Annotated in this window: 14 protein-coding genes; 10 read left to right on the plus strand and 4 right to left on the minus strand. The window is 73.0% G+C overall.

Annotation, left to right across the window (positions count from 1 at the left end):
- Positions 1-7: 7 nt before the first annotated feature.
- The 8 genes from AC3RX1_RS10580 to AC3RX1_RS10615 are packed head-to-tail and all read left to right on the plus strand — an operon-like array spanning position 8 to position 10,647.
- Positions 8-979: an AAA family ATPase gene (locus tag AC3RX1_RS10580; RefSeq protein WP_491501199.1), complete on the plus strand. Its 972-nt coding sequence runs from the start codon at positions 8-10 to the stop codon at positions 977-979.
- The gene (locus AC3RX1_RS10585) at positions 979-2,232 is read left to right on the plus strand and encodes a DUF58 domain-containing protein (protein WP_491501200.1); all 1,254 of its coding nucleotides are present in this window, start codon (positions 979-981) and stop codon (positions 2,230-2,232) included. Before AC3RX1_RS10580 ends, AC3RX1_RS10585 begins: the two co-directional genes overlap by 1 nt.
- Entirely contained in the window at positions 2,229-4,634 is a 2,406-nt protein-coding gene (locus AC3RX1_RS10590; protein WP_491501201.1) for a transglutaminase-like domain-containing protein, read from the plus strand. Before AC3RX1_RS10585 ends, AC3RX1_RS10590 begins: the two co-directional genes overlap by 4 nt.
- Positions 4,631-6,028: an RDD family protein gene (locus AC3RX1_RS10595; RefSeq protein WP_491501202.1), complete on the plus strand. Its 1,398-nt coding sequence runs from the start codon at positions 4,631-4,633 to the stop codon at positions 6,026-6,028. Before AC3RX1_RS10590 ends, AC3RX1_RS10595 begins: the two co-directional genes overlap by 4 nt.
- Entirely contained in the window at positions 6,025-6,891 is an 867-nt protein-coding gene (locus tag AC3RX1_RS10600; RefSeq protein ID WP_491501203.1) for a PP2C family protein-serine/threonine phosphatase, read from the plus strand. Before AC3RX1_RS10595 ends, AC3RX1_RS10600 begins: the two co-directional genes overlap by 4 nt.
- A complete protein-coding gene (locus AC3RX1_RS10605) occupies positions 6,891-8,234 on the plus strand; it encodes an FHA domain-containing protein (RefSeq protein WP_491501204.1) in 1,344 nt (447 codons plus the stop codon). Before AC3RX1_RS10600 ends, AC3RX1_RS10605 begins: the two co-directional genes overlap by 1 nt.
- The gene (locus AC3RX1_RS10610; RefSeq protein ID WP_491501205.1) at positions 8,231-9,913 is read left to right on the plus strand and encodes a serine/threonine-protein kinase; all 1,683 of its coding nucleotides are present in this window, start codon (positions 8,231-8,233) and stop codon (positions 9,911-9,913) included. Before AC3RX1_RS10605 ends, AC3RX1_RS10610 begins: the two co-directional genes overlap by 4 nt.
- Positions 9,910-10,647 carry a hypothetical protein gene (locus tag AC3RX1_RS10615; RefSeq protein WP_491501206.1) on the plus strand — a complete coding sequence of 246 codons (738 nt, stop codon included), beginning with the start codon at positions 9,910-9,912 and terminating at the stop codon, positions 10,645-10,647. Before AC3RX1_RS10610 ends, AC3RX1_RS10615 begins: the two co-directional genes overlap by 4 nt.
- Before the next feature lie 214 nt (positions 10,648-10,861).
- Here AC3RX1_RS10615 and AC3RX1_RS10620 read toward each other — a convergent pair whose 3' ends face one another.
- On the minus strand, positions 10,862-11,290 hold the full coding sequence (locus AC3RX1_RS10620) for a recombinase family protein (RefSeq protein ID WP_491501207.1): 429 nt from the start codon (positions 11,288-11,290) through the stop codon (positions 10,862-10,864).
- Between the two features lie 32 nt (positions 11,291-11,322).
- Positions 11,323-13,065, minus strand: coding sequence for a cation:proton antiporter (locus AC3RX1_RS10625; RefSeq protein ID WP_491501208.1), 1,743 nt, complete (start codon positions 13,063-13,065; stop codon positions 11,323-11,325).
- A 110-nt stretch (positions 13,066-13,175) separates the two neighbouring features.
- Between AC3RX1_RS10625 and ypfJ the strand changes: the two genes are divergently transcribed.
- Positions 13,176-14,048 (plus strand): KPN_02809 family neutral zinc metallopeptidase, encoded by an 873-nt coding sequence (ypfJ, locus tag AC3RX1_RS10630; protein ID WP_491501209.1) that lies wholly within the window; start codon positions 13,176-13,178, stop codon positions 14,046-14,048.
- Positions 14,045-15,022 (plus strand): prolyl aminopeptidase, encoded by a 978-nt coding sequence (gene pip / locus AC3RX1_RS10635; protein ID WP_491501210.1) that lies wholly within the window; start codon positions 14,045-14,047, stop codon positions 15,020-15,022. Before ypfJ ends, pip begins: the two co-directional genes overlap by 4 nt.
- A 138-nt stretch (positions 15,023-15,160) precedes the next feature.
- Here the strand turns inward: pip and AC3RX1_RS10640 are convergent, their stop codons facing one another.
- Both AC3RX1_RS10640 and AC3RX1_RS10645 read right to left on the minus strand, forming a co-directional pair.
- On the minus strand, positions 15,161-16,924 hold the full coding sequence (locus AC3RX1_RS10640) for a GMC family oxidoreductase (RefSeq protein ID WP_491501211.1): 1,764 nt from the start codon (positions 16,922-16,924) through the stop codon (positions 15,161-15,163).
- Complete coding sequence (locus AC3RX1_RS10645; protein ID WP_491501212.1) at positions 16,921-18,951, minus strand: aldehyde dehydrogenase family protein; 2,031 nt, start codon at positions 18,949-18,951, stop codon at positions 16,921-16,923. The genes AC3RX1_RS10640 and AC3RX1_RS10645 overlap by 4 nt, the downstream gene beginning before the upstream one ends.
- Positions 18,952-18,959: the final 8 nt, after the last annotated feature.

The following is an 18,959-nucleotide window of genomic DNA, read 5'->3' on the forward strand; positions in this document are numbered from 1 at the left end:
ACTGCAGATGACGATGACCCCCGAACAGGCGGCGTGGTTCCAGGGCACCTTCGCCCGCCTCGTCGACAACGTCGACCAGGCGCTGATGGGCAAGCGCGAGGTGGTCGCGCTCGTCCTGTCGGCGATGCTCGCCGAGGGCCACGTGCTCCTCGAGGACGCCCCCGGCACCGGCAAGACGAGCCTCGCGAAGGCGCTCGCCGCCACCGTCCAGGGGACGTCGAGCCGCATCCAGTTCACGCCCGACCTGCTCCCCAGCGACGTGACCGGCGTGACGATCTACGACCAGAACACCCGCACGTTCGAGTTCCACCGCGGTCCGGTGTTCGCGTCGATCGTGCTCGCCGACGAGATCAACCGCGCCTCCCCGAAGACGCAGTCGGCGCTGCTCGAGGTGATGGAGGAGTCGCGCGTCACGGTCGACGGCACCCCGCACGACGTCGGGCGCCCGTTCCTCGTGATCGCGACGCAGAACCCCATCGAGCAGGCCGGCACGTACAAGCTCCCCGAGGCGCAGCTCGACCGCTTCCTCGTGAAGACGTCGATCGGGTACCCCGATCTCGCGGTGGCGGAGCGCATCCTCGCCGGCTCGGCCGAGCGCAACCCGGCTGCCCGCCTCGCCCCGATCATCACGACGAAGGCCGTCGCCGACATGGCCGATCTCGCCTCGACGGTGCACGTCGAGGCGGCGGTGCTGCGGTACGCGGCGCAGCTGGCCGAGGCCACGCGCGAGGATGCGTCGACCCGCGTCGGGGTCTCGGTGCGCGGCTCGCTCGCGATGGTGCGCATCGCGAAGGTGTGGGCCGCTGCACAGGGTCGCCACTATGTGATCCCCGAGGACGTCCGCGCCCTCGTCGGGCCGGTCTGGACGCACCGTCTCGTGCTCGACCCCGAGGCGGAGTTCACGGGGGTGACGGCGGAGACGGTGATCGGTCGCGTGCTCGACGCGGTGCCCGCGCCGCAGGCGAGGTCCGTCGCCTGATGACGGCATCCGCGATCAGCAGCACGGCGAGCGACGACCACTCGCCGTGGCGTGGCGTCGCCGTGCGCGCCGGCCGCGCCGTCGTCGCGGCGGCGCGAGCGACGGTGCGCGTCGTCCGGCCCATCACCTGGGCGCTGATCGCGGTCACCGTCGCGCTGTGGATCGTCGGCGAGGTGCTCGGCTGGCACGAGCTCGTCGTGGCCGCCGTCGTGCTCACCGTCATCCTCGCGGTGTGCGCGCTGCTGCTGATCGGCCGCACCGCCTACGACGTCAGCCTCGACCTCACCCGCACCCGGGTGGTCGTGGGGGAGCGGGCCGTCGGCGCGCTCGTGCTCGCGAACCCGGGCGGCCGCGCCATCCTGCCCTCCCGCGTCGTGTTGCCGGTGGGTGCCGGCCGCGGCGTGTTCGTGGTGCAGCGCCTCGCGCCCGGCCAGAGCGTCGAAGAGCTCTTCGCGATCCCCACGAGCCGGCGCGGCGTGCTGCCGGTCGGACCGGTCAGCGTCGTGCGCGGCGATCCGCTGGGGCTGTTCGAGCGGGTGCAGCGGCGCGATGAGCCCGTGGACCTCTACGTCCACCCGAAGACCGTGGCGTTCGACGGGCAGACGCTCGGCTTCCTGCGCGACCTCGAGGGCATGCCCGCGACCGACCTGTCGCCCGACGACGTCTCGTTCCACGCGCTGCGCGAGTACCAGCCGGGCGACGATCTGCGGCACGTGCACTGGCGTTCCACCGCGCGGACCGGCGACCTCATGGTGCGCCAGTACGAGGAGACCCGGCGCTCGCACTTCGTGATCGGGCTGTCGACGGCGTCGGCCGACTACCGCACCGCCGAGGAGTTCGAGCTCGGGATCTCGGTGGCCGGCTCGCTCGGCCTGCGCGCGCTGCGCGACTCCCGCCGCGTCGACGTGCACGTCCCCGGCCGCACCCTCCCCGCCGCCAGCGGCAAGCGCTTCCTCGACGCCCTGGCGGCGCTCGACCAGTCGAAGCCGCGCGACGGCCGCCTCGAAGAGCTGGCCGGCGCGGTGGCCGCCGCGGTGCCCCTCGCGAGCATCGCCGTGCTCGTGTGCGGGTCGAGCGTCGACGCCGCCCGCCTGCGCCTCGCCTGCGCGCGCCTGCCGTACGGCGCGCGGGTGCTCGCCGTGCAGGTGTCGACGGGCGCCGCTCCGGCGATGCGGCGCATCGGCGACGCATCCGTCGTCACCGTGGGCACGCTCGACGAGCTGCCGGTGGCGCTGCGGAAGGTGCTGTCGTGACGCTCTCCGCCCGGCGCTGGGCGCTCGACCTCGGCGCCGTGGGCCTGCTGCTCCTCGTGCCGGTCATCGGCTTCTGGCCGACGTTCGCCGGCCCCGGGTATCTGCTGCCCGCGCTCGGCGGCCTCCTGCTCGGGCTCGCGATCGCCGCATTCGGCGCGCGGCTGCGCTGGGGCATCCTCGCCGTCGCCGCCGTCACGATCGGCGTGTACTTCGTGCTCGGATCGGCGCTCGCGCTGCCGGCGCAGTCGATCCTCGGCGTGATCCCGAGCCTCGACTCGCTGCGCGGACTCGCCGCCGGGGTCATCACGTCGTGGAAGGAGCTCGTCACGACCGTCGCCCCCGTCGCGGTCGCCGACGGGCTCGGGCTCGTGCCGTTCCTCCTGCTGCTGGTCGCAGCGGTGCTGGCGGGCAGCCTCGCGCTGCGACTGCGTCATCCGGCCTGGGCGCTCCTCCCCGCCGGTGCGGCGCTCGTCGTGCAGATCGCGCTGGGCACGTCTCACGCGGCGGCTCCCGTCGTGCAGGGCATCGTCTTCGCGGTCGTCGCGGTCACGTGGCTCGCCGTGCGCCAGGCGTGGGAACCGGGGCAGACCGTCGTCTCGCTCGGCGAGACGGGGCAGGCGACCCATGCCGGCGCCCGCCGCCGCATCGCGGCGGGCGCGGGCATCGTGGCCCTCGCCGTCGTCGCGGGCGCGGTGACGAGCGGGATGGCGGCCCCCGCCTCTCCGCGGTACGTCGTGCGCGATGTCGTGATCCCGCCGTTCGACATCCACGACTACGCGAGCCCGCTGCAGTCATTCCGCAAGTACGTGCGCGACGACCGCACGACGACGCTCTTCACGGTGTCGTCGCTGCCGAGGGACGCCCGCGTGCGCCTCGCCGTGATGGACGCCTACAGCGGCACCGTGTACAACGTGTCCGACGCCGGGTTCGGCTCGTCGAGCGCCTTCTCGCCCATGCGCGCGAACATGTCACCCGGGGCGACGGGGCGCTCCGCCGAGGTGAGCGTGAAGATCGGCGCTCTGGACGGGGTGTGGATGCCGGAGGTCGGCGCCGTGCAGTCGGTGACGTTCGACGGCAGCCGCGCCGACGAGCTGCGCCGCTCGGCGCTGTACAACGACGCGACATCGTCGGGGCTGGTCTCGGCGGGGCTGCGCAAGGGCGACACGTACACGATGACGACGGTCGTTCCCGCGCGGCCCACCGACAAGAGCCTCGCGAAGACGCCGATCGCCCCGGTGAAGATCCCCAAGCAGGAGGGCGTCCCCGCCGACCTGGCGGCGATCGCCTCGAAGGCGACGGCCGACGCGAAGACCCCCATCGAGCAGGTGCGGGCCCTCGAGAAGTACCTCGCCGACGGCGGATTCTTCAGCCACGGGCTCGACGGCGAGGTGCGGTCGCTCGCCGGGCACGGCGCGGCCCGCATCTCGTCGCTGCTGCAGTCGAAACAGATGGTCGGCGACGACGAGCAGTACGCCGTCGCGATGGCGCTCATGGCCGGCGAGCTCGGCATCCCCGCCCGCGTCGTGATGGGCTTCTACCCGGGAGAGGACGCGGTCTCGACCTCGACGTTCGCCGCCACCGGCGACGACCTGCACGCCTGGGTCGAGGTGCCGTTCACGGGCGTCGGATGGGTGCGCTTCGATCCGACGCCGCCGAAGGATCACGTGCCCACCGATCAGGCCACGAAGCCGCGGTCGCAGCCGAAGCCCCAGGTGCTGCAGCCGCCGCCCCCGGCGCAGCAGCCGGCCGACGAGCCGCCCACGGTGCCGGCCGATCACGGCAAGAAGGACGACAAGAACCCTGCCGCCGGCATCCTGCTCGCGATCCTCGGTGCCATCGGGATCGGCGCGGGAGTCGTGGCCGTGGTCGCGTTCCCGTTCGTGCTGATCGGCGCACTGAAGACGAACCGGCGACGCCGGCGGATCGGCGCCGAACGGCCGGCCGATCGCATCAGCGGCGGCTGGGACGAGCTGCGCGATCGCGCGCTCGACTACGGCACGCCGCTGCGCCCCGGCGCCCTGCGCTCCGAGGACGCCGCGACGATGAGCGCCACGCTCGCCGCTCCCGCGGTCGGTGTGCTCGCGCAGCACGCCGACGCGCAGGTGTGGGGGCCTGCCGAGCCCAGCGAGGAGGACGTCGCGGCCTTCTGGGGTCACGTCGACGGCATCGTCGGTGAGATCGACCGCTCGCACGGCTTCTGGCGCCGGCTGCAGGCGCGCATCAACATCCGCTCGCTGCTCGCCGGCACTCCTCTCGAGCGCTGGCTGCCACGGCCCCGGGCGGCGGTGCGGAAGAAGACGGATGCGCCGGCACCGCGCGAGACGGAGCCGACCGAGCGCCCGACGGGTGCGGCGACGGCGGCCCGGACGGATGCGCCGGCCGGGCGGGAGGAGCACCGATGAGCGCGACGGCCGGGGTGCACGTCGAGCCCGCGACGATCGGCCGACGCGTCGTCGCGGTGGTCGTCGACGCGGCGATCGCGTGCGCCGGGCTGCTGATCGTCGGCATCGTCATGTCGGTGATCGTCGTCGCGGCGCTGCGGCCGGCGGATCCGGCAGGCACGGCCGCAGCGGCGCTCATCGCACAGCTCGTCGTCTGGATCGCGGCGGTCGCGTGGGGTCTTGTCGTCACGGCGATGCAGGGCGGCGCGGGTTCCATCGGCCAGCGTGCGGCCGGGGTGCGCGTCGCCGACCGCGACACCGGGGCTCCGCTCGGATTCTGGCGCGCGCTGCTGCGCAACATCGTGTGGGGCGCGGCGGGGGCGATCGTCGTGGGCTACTTCAGTCCGCTGTTCGACGGGAGCCGCTATCGGCAGGGCTGGCATGACATGGCGACGCACGCGATCGTCGTCGGCCCTGACCCGGCCGAGGCTGCGCCGGCAGCGCCAGGGGTCCCGGCCCTCTCGTACCCGGCGCCCGAGCGCCCGCCGGCGCCGACGCTCGGCTACGCGACCGCCCCGGTGGGCGCGGGCCCGGAGGCGCGCGGCCACGCGGCCGCCGCGGCGGGTGCGGCGCCGGCCGTGCCTCCGCCGAACCGGCCGTCCGGCGCGCCGGCGGCACCGGCTCCCGAGGCACCGGTGCTCGCCCCGATGGCCCCTGTCGCCCCCGCGATGCCGATCGCCCGCACCGGGGTGATCTCGGAGGTCCCCGGCATCGGCGCCCGCCGTGAGCCGGCACCGGATGCGGCGTCTCCCGGAGCGTCGCCGTCGGCCGCCGCTCCAGCGCCGACCGGTCCCTTCAGGCCGGAGCCGTCCGGCGACACGTCGCTCGCCGGCTCGCCCTTCGCGGGGGATGGCCAGACCCTCGGCGCGACGATGATCCGCGGCGCCGCAGCGCCGGTGTCGTCTGTCTCAGGGGCGCCGACGTCCGTGACATCCGCTCCTGCTCCCGCCGCGGCGCCCACGCCGTCGGCCGCCGCCGCTCCCACGCCCGAAGCCCCGGCGCCGGCAGAGCCCACGCCCGAGCCGGTCGCTCGCACCGCGGCGCTGCTCGTGTGGGACAACGGCACCCGCACCGGCGTGCACGGCCGTACCCTCTTCGGCCGCAATCCGTCGCGCGAAGACGGCGCCACGGCCGTCGCCGTCCGCGACGAGACGCTCTCGCTGTCGAAGACGCACTTCGAGCTCGACGCCGACGCCGACGGGCTCTGGGTCGTCGACCAGCACTCGACGAACGGCGTCGTGCTCGTGCGCAACGGCCGCCGCGCCCAGCTCACGCCGGGGCAGCGCACCCCTGTGCGCAGCGGCGACCGCCTCGAGTTCGGCGATCGCAGCGCCACAGTGGAGCTGGGCGAGTGAGCGGCCGCGACGACGCCCGTCACCCACCGGTCGCGGTGCAGTGCGGCGCTGCCACCGACATCGGACTGCGTCGCAAGCTCAATGAAGACGCGCACATCGCCGCATCCCCCCTGTTCCTCGTGGCCGACGGGATGGGCGGGCATCAGGCCGGCGAGGTCGCCAGCGCCGCCGTGATCGAGGAGTTCTCCCGTCTCGTCGGGCGGCCGAGCGTGTCGGTCGACGATCTGCGCAGCACGTTCGACCGTGCGCGGCGCCGCGTCGAGGGGCTGTCGACCGGATCCGGAGCCAGCGCGGGCACGACGCTCAGCGGCGTCGCGATCGCCGACATCGACGGCGACGGCTACTGGCTCGCGGTCAACGTCGGCGACTCCCGCACGTACCGGCTGAGCGATGGGGTGCTCGAGCAGATCAGCGTCGACCACTCCGTCGTGCAGGAGCTCATCGACCGCGGCGAGCTCGACGAGGCGCAGGCGACGAAGGATGCGCGTCGCAATGTCATCACCCGCGCGATCGGCGCGGGCAGCGACGGCGACCCCGACTACTGGCTCATCCCCGCGGAGGAGGGCGACCGCATCCTGATCTGCTCCGACGGCCTCAGCAGCGAGCTGAACACCGCTCGCATCGACGCGATCCTGCGCGAGGAGGCGCACCCGCAGGCGGCGGCGACCCGGCTCGTGCACGAGGCGGTGCTGCACGGCGGACGCGACAACATCACGGTGCTCGTGGTCGACGCGATCAGCGTCGGCGACGACAGCCGTCGTCGCGACGGTCGTGGCACACAGCCCGTGTTTCCCGACGAAGATGATGAACTGGACGTCGACACCCGCCCGCGAGGAACACCTCTGAGCGAAGGAGCACGCTGATGGTCGCACTCCGCTATGCGCCGGGGCGCGCGCACGTCGTCGCCACCGGCGCCACCGTCGTGCTGATCGACGCCGACGTCGCCACCGACCTGCTCACGCGTCTCTGGCACGAGGTCGAGACCGGGCGCGGGCTCGCCGCGGTGCTCGAGGCCCTCGCCGGAGCGTTCGGCACGTCGCTGACCGCGATCCCGCCGTTCCTCGTCGCCGTGCGCGAGGAGGACGGCGTGCGACTCGCGGTCCGCGGCGACATCGCCGTCACGGCGACGGGCGAGCGCGGGCCGCTGACCCTCACCGGCACCGGCGTCACGACGTGGTCGGAGCAGGTCGTCCCGGGCGTGTCGACCACCGAGATCGCCGTGGCGGGCGCCGATGCCGCTCCCGCGGGGGCCCGGCTGCCGCTGCGCGACGGCGTCGTGCGCGCCGACGCGGTCTTCGTGGAGTGGGGGACGGATGCCGCTCCCGCCGCCGGCTCCGAGGCCGGCGCCGCGTCGACGGCGAGGGATACTTCGGTCTCGGAAGCGTCGGGCGGCGACGCGACGACGGATGCGGCCGCGGATGCCACGGCCGATGCGACTGCCGCCGATGCGACCGTGGCCCGCGCCGACGTGCCCGCCGCCGGAGCCGACGTTCCCGCCGCCGGAGCCGCGGACGACAGCGCCGACACGTGGCTCCCGCCGGTCGTCACGCTCATCCCCGACGTCACGACGTCGGTCCCCGGCGACGCTGCCGAGACCCCGGCGCACGGCACCTCCGTCTCGGCGCCCGACCCCTCGGCCTCGCCGCTCGGGGCGATTCCCCCGATCCCGCCGTCGCCGGTGCCGGCCGCGGCATCCGTCCCCGACCCGGCCGACGTGGCCGATACAGTGGCTTCCGTGCGTGTGAGGGGAGATCACGACGGCGAGACGATCTCGCTCGCCCAGGCGCGTGCCCTGCGCGGAGCGCCCGCCGCGGCGGCCGACCCCGACGACGTCGCGGAGCCGCTCGCGCCGCCGCGTCCTGCCGCCCCCGGCCGGCTGCGCCTGTCGACGGGACAGGTGGTCGCGCTCGACCGCACCGTCGTGATCGGCCGCCGGCCGCGATCCACCCGCGTGACCGGCACCGACCTTCCGCACCTGATCGCGGTCGACAGCCCCGAGCAGGACATCTCGCGCAGCCACCTCGAGGTGCGCGCCGAGGGCGACAGCATCCTCGCGACCGATCTGCACACGACGAACGGCACGACGCTGCGGCGCGTCGGGGCCGACCCGGTGCGCCTGCACCCCGGCGAGCGCAATGTCGTCGTTCCCGGCGATGTGCTCGACCTCGGCGACGGCGTGACCGTCACGGTGGAGGAGATCGAGTGAGCCCGCGTCGGACTCCCGCAGCGCCCCCGGATCTCCCGGGTTTCACGTACGTCGACCTGCTCGGGTCGGGCGGGTTCGCCGACGTCTACCTCTACGAGCAGCAGCTGCCACGCCGACGCGTCGCGGTGAAGGTGCTGCTGACCGACCGCATGTCGTCGGGCTCGGTGCACGAGTTCACCGACGAGGCGAACGTCATGGCGATGCTGTCGACGCATCCCACGATCGTCACGATCTACCAGGCCGGCGTCGCCGGCGACGGCCGCCCGTACCTCGTGATGGAGTACTGCCCGAAGCCGAACCTGCAGGTGCGGTACCGGCGCGAGCCGTTCCAGGTCGCGGAGTCGCTGCGCGTCGGCGTGCAGGTCGCCGCCGCCGTCGAGACCGCGCACCGGGCGGGCGTGCTGCACCGCGACATCAAGCCCGCGAACATCCTCGTCACCGAGTACAACAGGCCCGCGCTGACCGACTTCGGCATCGCCTCGACGACGTCCGCGGCCGCGGAGTCGGCGGGACTGTCGATCCCGTGGTCGCCGCCGGAGTCGTTCGCCGACGTGCCGTCGAGCGACGTGCGGTCCGACGTGTACGCGCTGGGCGCCACCGTGTACACGCTGCTGGCCGGGCGGTCGCCGTTCGAGCTGCAGGGCCAGCGCAACACGGCGGCCGACCTCATCCAGCGCATCGAGACGACCCCGCTTCCCCCGCTCGGGCGGGCGGATGCGCCGCCCTCGCTGCAGCGCGTGCTCGATCGCGCGATGGCGAAGAGCCCGGCCGCCCGCTTCGGCTCGGCGCTCGAGTTCGCCCGCGCGCTGCAGAAGGTGCAGATCGAGCTGTCGCTGGCGGTCACCCCGATCGACATCCTCGACGACGGCACCCCGGAAGACGTCGACGACGATGAGGACGATGGCCTGACCCGCGTGCGCGGCGTCGTGAGCATCGACCCGCAGACGGCTCCGGCGGCCGGTCTCACCCGGCCCGCCGACGTGAAGGCGCAGCATCCCCAGTACACCGACGGCACGTACACCGCCCCCGCATCCGGTACGGCGGCCACCGTGCCGGCCGGCGGCACGTCGCCCACCGTGCCGGCACCGACGCTGCCGGCTCCGTCGCCGACCGACGACACCGTTCTTCGCGGCGACCTGCCGGGAGCGCCCGCGCCGGTCGCCGCCCAGGAGCAGGACTCCACGCTCACGCGCATCCGTGATGTGCCCGAGGTGCCGGTCCTCGCGCCCGGCGAAGAGGCGGCGCCCCCCGGGCGACCGCGCGCCACGGTGGGGCTCTGGGCGGGCATCGCCGCGGGCGTGGTGATCCTCGCCGTGGTGGCGGTGGCGGCCTTCGCGATCCCGGCGCTGCTGGGTGAGCCCGAGCCGAAGGCCTCGGCGTCGAGCGCTCCGCCGAAGCCCGTGGACGCACTGCCGGCGACGGTCGCCGCGCCGACCGACCTGACCGGGGTCGTGAATGGCGCATCCGTTGTCTGGACGTGGAAGAACCCCGATCCGGCCGACGGTGCGGTGTTCCTCTGGCGCGACGTGTCGCGGGCCGACGAGCCGGGCAGGACGACGAAGTCGACGGAGCCGACCGTGACGCAGCCCGCCGACTCGTCGGGACGCACCTGCATCGAGGTGCGCACCCTGCGGGCCGACGGCGCAAGCTCGGAAGCAGCGACGAGGTGTGTGCAATGACGGGAACCACAGCCGTGGGGGAGCAGGTCACGGTCGAGTTCGCGGGGGAGCGCTTTCCGGTGCGCTCCGGCGACGTGTTCACGGTGGGGCGCGAGGGCGATCTCGCGATCGAGGACAACCTCTTCCTGCACCGCCACTTCCTCACGATCGAGTGCGTCGACGGGCTCTGGCTGCTCTCGAACGTCGGCACGCGGCTGGCGGCGACGGTGACGGATGCCGGCGGCCGGGTGCAGGCATGGCTCGCTCCGGGGGCCCGGCTCCCGCTCGTGTTCGAGACGACGTCGGTGATCTTCAGCGCCGGACCGACGACGTACGAGCTCACGGTGCACGCCGCCGAGCCGACGTTCCGCGAGACCACGCGCTTCGACGACGAGGTCGGTCAGTCGACGATCGGCGACGTGCCGCTGACGCAGAGCCAGAAGGTGATGATCGTGGCGCTCGCCGAGCCGGTGCTGCGCCGCGAGGGCGCCGGGATGAGCGAGCTGCCGACGTCGGCGCAGGCCGCGCAGCGTCTCGGTTGGACGCTCACGCGCTTCAACCGCAAGCTCGACAACGTGTGCGACAAGCTCGACCGCATCGGCGTGCCGGGGCTGCGCGGCGGCGCGCGCTCCTACGCGACGAACCGTCGGGTGCGGCTCGTGGAGCACGCGATCGCGGCGCGGCTCGTGACCCGCGACGACCTCCCCCTGCTCGACGCGGAGGCCTCCGCCGCCTCCCCCGACGACGAGTCCTGACCCCCGCGCCGAGTTGTCCCTCGGTTCCCCGAGTTGTCCCTCGGTTGGCCGAGTTGTCCCTCGGTTGGCCGAGTTGTCCCTCGGTTGGCCGAGTTGTCCCTCGGTTGCCCCCCGGTTCCCCGAGGTCCCGTCCGAAGCGCGATCCCGGACGACGCCCGACCCTGTCACCCCGGCAGCTTCATGTGAAACTGCGACCCACCTGGCGATGGAGGGGTCAGCGCCCGGCGTCGAAGAGGTGCCGGCCGTTGTGGCTCAGGACCTTCACGACCACGCCGCGCTGGCGGAGCACCGCGACGGTCCGGGTCTCCTCATCGATGTCGCGACCCAGGGCGTGGATGCTCGCCACGACCAGCACGTCCCCGCGCCCGAGCGTGCCGAACAGGCGCACCAGGCGCTCCTCCCACGACTCGAGCGTCTCCGGAGCCGGGTGCCGGAAGCCCTCGATCGGCACACCGAAGCGCGTCAGATCGTCACGCTGCTCCTTGACCGACGGCATCCCGTCGCGCGCGACCACGAGGCCCACGAGGCGCGAGCCCGCCGGGCGAGCCCGCCACCAGTCGTGATCGCGCTGCAGTTCGACGAAGCACTTCGGGCACTCCGCCGCATCGTGCGGGAGCGACAGCGGGCTCGTCTGGTCGTACATCCCCTCATTCTCCCCTGTCCCGCAGAGAAGTGTCACACGTCGTCGAGCCGCAGCTGCAGGCTCAGCTGGTCGGCGTCGAGCTCCGCGAGCGCATGGCGCAGCACCGCGGTGCTGAAGGTGCCGTCGTGGGAGAGGTCGTCGAGCCGCCGACGCTGCGCCGTGATCGACGCGAGGCGCAGCTCGATGAGCTCGCGCGCCGTGGCCGACCCGTCGTCGCTCGACGGCGGCGGGGCGCTCATCCGGCTGCTCGCGCGCTCGATCAGACCCGGCGTGAACGTGCTTCCGTCGCGGCGGCGCAGCTTGTCGTCGGCGAGGGCGGATGCGGCGGCCTGCCGCAGCTCCTCGTTCAGTGTCGTGCGCTCCGCGCTCGACTCCGTCTCGTCGCCCGCTCCTCCGATGCCGAGCGCGCGGACGAGCGCCGGCAGCGTGAACCCCTGCAGCATGAGGCTGATCAGGGCGACGAGGAACGCCACGAAGATCAGCAGCGAGCGATGCTGCGTGCCGTGCTCGAGCGTCTGCGCAGCGGCGAGCGTGACGACACCGCGCATCCCCGCCCACACGATGACCGTGCCGTGCTTCCAGGTCAGCCGCGACCCCTCGTAGTAGTCGAGATCGGCGAGCGCCTGGCGCACCCGCAGCCGCATCGATCCGACGCGCCGGCGTGCGCGTTCCGGATTCGCCCGAGCAGTGGGCGGCGCCAGCGCCGCGCGGCCGTCGGCGACGGCGTCGAGGCGATCGCTGAACCGCTCGAGCCGGCCGCGGTCCAGCCGCTTCGTGCGCCGGCCGTTCACGACGATGAGCAGCGAGACGTACGCGGCGCGCACAGCCAGGACGATCGCGAGCGCCGACAGCGCGAGCCACGTGCCGTGCCAGAGGCCGCCCGACTCGGCGATGTTGTCCGACACGATGGCACGCAGCTCGAGCCCCATCACGAGGAACACCGCGCCCTCGAGCACGAGCTCGACGGTGTGCCAGTTGAGCGTGTCGCTCAGCCGCTGCTCCGCGGTGAGCAGGCGGCGTGCCCCCTGGCCGGTCACGATCCCCGCCACGACGGCGGCGACGAGTCCCGACCCGCCGAGCTCCTCGGTGGGGATATAGGCCAGGAACGGCACTGTGAAGCTGATCGCGGTGTTCGCAGCCGACCCCGACACCCACGCGCGCAGCCGCAGGGCGAGCCAGCCGACGAGGGCGCCGACCACCACGGCCGAGAACACGGCCCACAGGAACGCCCCGACCGCGCCCCACGCCGAGAAGCTGCCCGCGATCGCGACGATCGCCGTGCGCAGCAGCACGAGGGCCGTCGCGTCGTTGAGCAGGCTCTCGCCCTCGAGCATCGTGACGACGCGCGGGGCGATGCCGAGCCGCCTGGCGATGCCGGTCGCCACGGCGTCGGTGGGGCTCAGGATGGCGCCGAGAGCGATTCCCAGCGGAAGCGGCAGGTCGGGGATGACGAGCCAGAAGAACACTCCGAGCACGATCGCGCTGACGACCACGAGCACCACGGCAAGGCCCGAGATCGCCCCGAAGTCGCGTCGGAACTCGATCGCCGGCAGGCTCACCGCCGCCGAGTAGAGCAGCGGCGGGAGCACACCCACGAGGATCACGTCGGGCGGGATGGGCGGGATCTCCACCGCGGGGATGAGGGCGACCGCGAGCCCCACCCCGACCAGCAGCAGCGGTCCCGCGACGCCGAGACGCTGTGCGAGAGCCGTGACGACGGCGACGAGGATGATGCCGACCACGGCCACGAGCAGCCCCAGGAGCAGCGGGTCCATCGGTCCTCCTCATGTGCATGGCGATGCCACGGACGCCTCATCCGGACTGTGCGAGCCTATCGGCCGCGGTGATTCTCGCTGAAGGAGAGCCGCCACGCTAACGTGATCCCATGACGTTCAACGACAATGCGAACGTCGGGGGGAGCAAGGCTCGACGCCGCGGTGCGGGAGTCGCGGTGGCCGGCGGTGGTGTCGCCGGTCTTGGCGTGATCGCGGTGCTGCTGCTGAACCTGCTGACGGGCGGTGACTTCTCGGCGCTGCTCGGCGACGGCACGCAGGCGCAGCCCTCCGGCGGCGACACCGCCATCACCGAGTGCAAGACGGGGGCGGATGCGAACCGGAGCGACATGTGCCGCGTGGTCGCCGCATCCGTCGTCATCGACGACTTCTGGGCAAACGAGGTGAAGGGATATTCGCGTCCCGATCTCATCATCGTCGACGGGCAGGCGGCGAGCCCGTGCGGCACCGCGTCGAACGCGACCGGGCCGTTCTACTGCCCGTCCGATGAGACCGTGTACATCGACCCCTCGTTCTTCACGATCCTGCGCGAGCAGTACGGAGCGACGGCCGGACGGCTCGCGCAGATGTACGTCGTCGCGCACGAGTACGGGCACCACGTGCAGAACCTCCTGGGCATCATGGAGAAGTACCCGAACAACGGCACGGGGCCGACGAGCAACGGCGTGCGCACGGAGCTGCAGGCGGACTGCTTCGCCGGCGCCTGGGTGGCGCATGCGGCGGACCTCAAGGACGACGCCGGCGTCACCTATCTGAAGCCGCCGACGCAGGCCGACATCCGGGATGCGCTGAACGCCGCGGCCACCGTGGGCGACGACCACATCCAGCAGGAGGCAGGGCAGCGGGTGAACCCCGAGACGTGGACGCACGGGTCGAGCGCGCAGCGCGACCGCTGGTTCACGGCCGGATACGAGGGCGGCGCCGACGCGTGCGACACGTTCGGCGTGGCGGGGAGAGACCTATGAGCGCACCGGCGCACCTCGACGACATCCTGTACCCGCCGATCGAGCCGTATGACAGCGGGATGCTGCTGGTCGGCGACGGCCAGCGGGTGTACTGGGAGCAGAGCGGCAATCCGGAGGGGAAGCCGGTGGTCTTCCTGCACGGCGGACCCGGCGGCGGAACGTCGCCGTGGAACCGGCGCTTCTTCGATCCCGAGAAGTACCGCATCGTGCTCATGGATCAGCGCGGATGCGGCCGGTCGACGCCGCACGCGGCCGACCCTGACGCCGAGCTGCGGTACAACACGACATGGCACCTGGTGGCGGATCTCGAGCTGCTGCGCAAGAACCTCGGCATCGGCGGATGGCAGGTCTTCGGCGGCTCGTGGGGGAGCGCCCTCGCACTCGCCTACGCGCAGGCGCACCCCGAGGCGGTGACCGAGCTGGTGCTGCGCGGAGTGTTCACGCTGCGCCGCCTCGAGCTCGAGTGGTTCTACGAGGGCGGGGCGGCGGCGCTGTACCCCGACCTGTGGGAGGAGTTCATCGCCCCGATCCCGGTGCTCGAGCGCTCCCGGATGATCGAGGCCTACCACCGGAGGCTGTGCGACCCCGACCCGGGCGTGCACGTTCCCGCCGCCGTCGCGTGGACGCGATGGGAGGCCGCGACGGTGACCGCTGTGCCCGACCCTGAGCGCGTGGAGAAGGCGACGGAGCCGGGGCATGCGGTGGCCTTCGCCCGCATCGAGAACCACTACTTCCTCAACGGCGGCTGGTTCCGGGAGGGGCAGCTCCTCGCCGATGCGGGGAAGCTGCGCGGCATCCCGGCGGTGATCGTGCAGGGCCGCCACGACGTGTGCACGCCGATGATGACGGCATGGGACCTGCACCGGGCGTGGCCCGAGGCCGATCTCGTCGTCGTGCCGGATGCGGGGCACTCGGCGTCGGAGCCCGGAATCGCCCGCGCGCTGCGCGCCGCCACCGACCGCTTCGCCGGTTGACCCCCCGTCCCGCAGGTCCTGAGCGAGCGAGCGCAGGGCCCGATCTCCCCCGCTCAGGTCCTTGAGCGAGGGAGCGCAGCGACCGAGTCGAAGGGCCGGTACCCGTGGCCCTTCGACTCGCTGCGCTCGCTCAGGGACCTACGAGCGGCGCCTGATGAGGTCGGCGGCGACCTCGCCGATCACGATCGCAGGAGCGTTCGTGTGCCCGCGGATGATCGTCGGCATGACCGACGCATCCGCCACCCGCAGGCCTCGCACCCCGCGTACGCGCAGCTGCGGGTCGACGACGGATGCGTCATCCTGCCCCATTCGGGCGGTGCCGACCGGGTGGTACAGCGTGTGCGAATACCGGTGCAGCGACAGCTCGTCGCGCTCGTCGGGCGACATGCGCTCGCCGTCCACTGGCTGCACCCATCGGTCTGTGGTCATCGCGCTCAGCGCCGGCATCGCGATGAGCTCCTCGCACACGGCGAGGCCGGCGAGCAGCGTCTCCTCGTCGGCCGGATCGGTGAGATAGGCCGGGTCGATGAGCGGCTTGTCGGTCGGATCGGCGGACGCAAGGCGCACGGTGCCACGGCTGCGCGGCTGCAGCAGGATCGCGCCGACGGTGAGTCCCTCGGCCGGCAGGGGCACGAGACCCTCGCCGACGTACGGCGCGGTCGCGAAGATGATCTCGATGTCGGGGAGGTCGTCGGGGGCACCGAGTCGATCGGCGGCGTCGGTGCGCACGAAACCGTAGGCCTCGGCGACGTTGGAGGTCAGCATGCCGCGGCGCCGGCCGAGGTAGCGCGCGAGCTCGGCCTTCCGCTCGGCACCGTACAGGGTTCCCCCGCGGGCTCCCGGGGCGAGGCCCGACACGAGGTGGTCCTGCAGGTTGGCGCCCACCTCGGGCGCGTCGACGACCACGCCGATGCCGTGTTCGCGGAGGTGCGCCGCCGGGCCGATGCCGCTCAGCTGCAGCAGCTGCGGGGTGTTCACGGCGCCCCCGCACAGGATGACCTCCCGTCGGGCCTGGGCGTGCCGCGTGACTCCGTCGATCTCGACGTACACTCCGGTCGCGCGAGGCGCGGCCTCCCCTGTCGCACCTGGCGCGGCCTCCCCTGTCGCGCGCGGAGCGCTCGTGCCGTCCTTCAGCTCGGTGAGTGAGCGCCCTCCCCGGTCGCCCAGCGAGCGCAGCGAGTCGAAACGAGCACCGCCCTCCGCATCCGCCGCGAACGTCACCCGCCGGACCAGCGCATTCGTCACGACGCGGAGGTTCCGCCGGCCGCGAGCCGGGCGAAGGTACGCGTCGGCGGTCGAGGCCCGCGCACCGCGCCGGCGCGTCACCATCGTCTGCGAGAAGCCCTGGCCGGTCGGCAGGTTGGGCGCCGTCACCTCGTATCCCGCCTCGCGCGCCGCCTCGAGGAAGGCGGCGGTGTGGGGCCGCGGGTCGCGCTGGTGCTCGACCCACTGCGCGCCGTCGACGCCCTGGGACGGGTCGGCGGCGTCCTCGGTGCGCTCCACCCGTCGGAAGTAGGGAACGAGCGAATCCCACGACCACTGCGAGCCCGCGACATCCGCCCACGCGTCGTAGTCGGCGGCGAAACCACGGACCCACATCATCGCGTTCAGCGACGAGGAGCCGCCCAGCGTCTTGCCACGGGGCCAGTAGATCGTCCGGTTCTCGAGGCACGGCTGCGGCACGGTGTCGTAGTTCCAGTCGTACGGCCCGCGGAAGAGCTTGGAGAACGCGGCGGGAACGTGCAGCTCCTGCGCCGTGTCGGGGCCGCCGGCTTCCAGCAGCATCACCGACACCGCCGGATCCTCGCTGAGGCGCGCGGCCAGGGCGGCTCCGGCCGATCCGGCGCCGACGACGATGTAATCGGCGTCGAGGTCGGAGTTCCGCCGGGAGCCGCGGGTCACGAGCGCAGGGCCTTCGCGAGCGTGCGCACGAGACCGGGAACGCTGTGGTCCATGAGCCAGCGGGTGAGGCCCTCCGACACCGCCGTGCCGGTGCGCGAATCGACGAACCACGGCGGTTTCGGCAGCACCGAGAACCGCGTGCGGCGACCGAGCGAGCGGGGGAACGGCCGGAAGGGGCCCCGCATCACGGAGCGTTCGACGTGATCGAGCAGCAGCGTGTTGTGCACGACGCCGATGCCGCTCGTGATGTGCTCGATCGTGTCGCCCGGGTAGGCGCCCCACGAGAGGATCGGCGTGGCGAAGACGAGCCCGGTCCACGCGTTGATCGCGATGCCGCCGTAGTGCAGGTCGGCGATGGCGCGCTCGAACCCCCCGCCGATCGCGCGCTCCGTGTCGGGGTCGATCAGCACGTTGGCGCCCAGCGTGCCCGCGAGCTTCTCGTTCGCATGCGCGACCGCCGCGTCGAGGAACTCCTGGCCGGTTCCCGTGAGCTCGACGACGCCCAGCACGGGCGCGAAGTACTCCGTGCGCTCGAGGGCCGACGCATCCGTCCCCGGGGGGATGTCGACGAAGGCACGGGTGTGACCGGCGCTCCAGGAGGTCTCGGGATAGTCGGCACCGGCGCTCTCGAGCCGGCGCTCGCTGTTCGGGTACCAGACCGGCCGCTGCGGGGCGGCGGCGTAGGCGGCGCGGAGTGCCGCGAGGAACGCGTCGCGCTGCGGCCAGTCCCGGCTGATGATCACGACCTGACCGGCGATGCAGTTGTGGCCGCTGTTGTGCAGGCGCATCGTGGCGATGTGCGACGCCTGGTATTCGAGGTCCGCCGTGGTCCAGCGGCCGGGTACCACGATGATCGGCGAGACGCCGCCGAGCTCGGCGGTGATCGGGGTGGTGAGCTTGGGGTCGTCCGCCGCTCGTCGTCGTGTCGCTTCCTCGCCGGTGCCCCAGACGATCGCGTCGAACGTGGTGGCGGAGCCGGTGACGTGCACGTGACGGAAGGCGTCGTTCGCGGTGAGCCATTCGCCCACGTCGCCGCCGCCGCGCACGATGCGGAGGAATCCGGGTTCGATCAGCGGCGCGAGCGCGCGCTCGAAGACGGGCAGGAGCGCGTCCTGCGTCGGGTTGATCTTGAGGACCGACAACCGGTTCGCCGCGAGCAGTTCGTAGAGCACGTCGAGCACGGGGATCGCGCTGATGTTGCCGGCGCCCAGCACGAGTCCGACGGTGGCCTCCTCCGTCGGCTGTCGCTGTCCGAGTCCTGCGGCATCGCGCGCCTCACCCTCGGTGATTCCCGGCTGCAGCCAGACCTCGCCGGTGAACCCCGAGAGCAGCAGGTGATCCGTCAGGGCGGCGGGGAAGGCATGGGCGCGCAGTCGGCCGCCCGGAGCGACATCCGTCTTCACCCCGTCGAGCGGGCTCGCACCCTTCGCGAGCGCACCCAGGGTGCTCAGGTAGCCGTCGATCGCGCCGAGCACGGCGTAGGGTCCGGCGAGCCACTCCTCGCCGACCAGCGGGTGGTTCTCGTCGAGGCCCTTCGAGCGCGCGGCGGTCAGCGCCCACTCCTCGGCGCACGCCACGACCGCAACGCGCACGCGCTGGAGCAGCCGGGAGCGCTGGTCGAGGGTGAGGTGGCTCCACGACCGCGTGCCGGCCTGCACGGCCGCGATCGCCTCTTCAAGGTCGGCGCGTGTGCTGTCGGGAAGGGCCTTCTTCTTCGCGGCCGCGCTCTTCGTCGTCCGGCTCTTCGTCGTGCCGCTCTTCTTCGCACCGGTCTTGGCGGCACCGGCTGCCATCGCGGCCTTGGTGCGATCGGGAGCGTCCGGGGGATCCGTCGCGCGGGGCGGCATCGCGCCCTCGGCGAGCTCGTCGGGCGTGATCGCGTCGGTGGCGCGCGGTGGCATCGAGCCTCCGTCGGGCAGGGCCTGCGATGCGGTAGTCGCTTCCTGCTTCGGCGCGGCTTCCGATTCGGGCGCGGTGCCCGCTTCGGCCTCGGGCTCGGGCGGGGTGTTCTTCGCGGATGTCGGCACGACGCTCT

Source organism: Microbacterium altimontanum (assembly GCF_058349865.2).